This is a genomic window from Binatus sp. (SeqCode) (assembly GCF_036522015.1).
Lineage (GTDB): Bacteria > Desulfobacterota > Binatia > Binatales > Binataceae > Binatus.
Window position 1 is genome coordinate 1 of the sequence record NZ_DATDGQ010000398.1, and the last position, 2190, is coordinate 2190.

Genomic DNA, 2190 nt, shown 5'->3' on the forward strand with positions numbered 1-2190 from the left:
TTGAGGTCGAGACTATCGTGCCGAATCGAAGCCGGGTGCCTAACGGGACCGCGTCACTCATGCCGCCGTCATATCACAAACGTGCAGGCGCGCCGACGCGACGGCGCGCACGCGTCGTGCTCCGGGACGTCGGAAGTCGAAACGAAAACCCCCCTTGTCCCCGTGAATCCCCCGTGCTCCTAACCTTTGGCGACGTTCGAAGCCTGCAATCCCTTGGGGCCTTGCGCGACCTCGAACTCGACGCGCTCGCCCTGTTCGAGCGAGCGGAAACCTGCCCCATCGATGGCGCTGTAATGAACGAACACTTCCTGCCCGTCCTCCATCGTGATGAAGCCGTAGCCCTTCTTCGGGCTGAACCACTTGACCGTACCGTTAGCCATTTCCCCCGTACCTCCTGAAGGGAACCCGGCCGGAGCGCCCCCTCGTGGCCCTCCCCAGCCGGCGACGCCGCTTCCCCTAAAGCAACGCGCGTAACGGCGGGCATATAGCATAAGATCAGGCGCATACCAAATGGGTAAAACTCGCGAAACCGCGCCGTAATATGTTTTGCGATCGAGAACCGGACGGTGCGGCGGCTAATATTGCCAGCGCCGAATAGGGCGGGCGTGCATGTGACAGTGGTCGGGAATCTGGCGCATCACGTCGTCGATGCCGAATTTGTCGGCGCCGTATTTCGCGCGCGCGACCAACGACAACGCCTCGATCATGAACGCGCGCTCTTCGTCGGTGGGCACCGCGCGATGGTCGCCGAGGACGGCCATCGGAGTGTCGCACGAATCGCAATCGAGGATCGAAAATTTAAACGGGTGAACGAAATCGGCGTAGCGCTGCGTGTAATCACGCAGCTCGCACAGTTCGCATTTCGGCATCGCGATAAAAGTCGTCGAGAAATTTTGCGCGCAGCACGATGCGTCGCGAGCCTCACAGCTCGCGACGCATCGAAGCGCAAATATCTACTTAGGAGAAGCAGCCGCCGCGGGCGCTGCCATTGCGGGCGAAGGCGCAGACATCGGCGCCATCGGCGGCTCTTTGCCGGACTTGGCCTGCATCGACGACTTCGTCGCAGCCTTTGCGGCTTCCTTCGCGTGCCGCTTGCAGCGATAGACGCTCGAGGTCGAGATGCTCAGGTCGGTGGCAATTTCCTTGGCCTTCTTGCCGCTATTGACCTCGTTCATCACGGCGTCGCAATCGACCTTGGTGGCGGCGAAGGCGGGCCTTGCCGCAAACGCGACAGTGGTCACGAGCATCGCAGAGGCAGCCGCAAGCGCAAATTTTTTCATCAACATTTTCTTCCCCACTCGGGTTAAGGTTGTTTTCAAACGCTCCACAGTATTTCAAAATGCGCTGGACTTCAAAAGAGGCCCGGAACACTCTCGGCACCCGGGTCAAGGCTTCGGTTTGCCAAATCCAGGGAAGGACGGTTGGCGCTTTTCCTGCAGAGCGGTGACGCCCTCGGTCAGGTCGGCGCTGAAAAATCCCATCATCTCGAGCGCGAGCGACGCGTCGAATGCAGGACCTGCGACTCGCAGCCAGTTGTTGAGCGAGCGTTTCGTGAATCGCACCGCCTGCTGCGGGCCGCGCGCGAGTTTGCGCGCGACTTCCATCGCTTTGTCCATCAGCTTATCGGCCGGGACGCACAGGCTCACCAGCCCGATGCGCTCGGCCTCCTTGCCGTCGATGAAATCCGCGGTCATCAGGTAGTACTTCGCCTTGGCCATGCCGCACAGCAGCGGCCACACGATCACCGCGTGATCGCCGGCCGCGACGCCGAGGCGCAAATGACCGTCAGTGATGCGCATCGACTCGGACGCGATGCTGATATCCGCCATGAACGCGACCGCCAATCCCGCGCCGACCGCGACGCCATTGATCGCCGAGATGATCGGCTTGTCGAGATTGATCATGTTGTAAACGATGTCGCCGGCTTCCTTCCACGCCTTGCCGATGTTGGCGGCGCTCGCGGCCATGTTCTGAATCATCTCGAGGTCGCCGCCGGCAGAAAACGCGCGTCCGGCGCCGGTCACCACTATGACGTTGGTTTCGTCGTCGTCGGCGATGTCGAGCCACACCCGGCTCAACTCCCAATGCAGGCGGCTGTTGGTGGCGTTGAGCACTTCGGGACGATTGATCGTGATGAGCAGGATGCCGTCGTCCTTCCGCTCGAACAGGAGATGCTGATACTCGCTGTAC

At 61.2% G+C, this 2190-nt stretch carries 4 protein-coding genes; all 4 read right to left on the reverse strand.

Annotated features, from left to right (window positions below):
* Window positions 1–179 precede the first annotated feature (179 nt).
* Window positions 180–380: a cold-shock protein gene (locus VIW95_RS16875; RefSeq protein ID WP_331588717.1), complete on the reverse strand. Its 201-nt coding sequence runs from the start codon at window positions 378–380 to the stop codon at window positions 180–182.
* A gap of 195 nt (window positions 381–575) precedes the next feature.
* The gene (locus VIW95_RS16880) at window positions 576–869 is read right to left on the reverse strand and encodes a hypothetical protein (protein ID WP_331588719.1); all 294 of its coding nucleotides are present in this window, start codon (window positions 867–869) and stop codon (window positions 576–578) included.
* Between the two features lie 84 nt (window positions 870–953).
* The gene (locus tag VIW95_RS16885) at window positions 954–1280 is read right to left on the reverse strand and encodes a hypothetical protein (RefSeq protein WP_331588721.1); all 327 of its coding nucleotides are present in this window, start codon (window positions 1278–1280) and stop codon (window positions 954–956) included.
* 105 nt (window positions 1281–1385) lie between these two features.
* The coding region (locus tag VIW95_RS16890; RefSeq protein WP_331588723.1) for an enoyl-CoA hydratase/isomerase family protein at window positions 1386–2190 on the reverse strand (805 nt) is incomplete at its 5' end.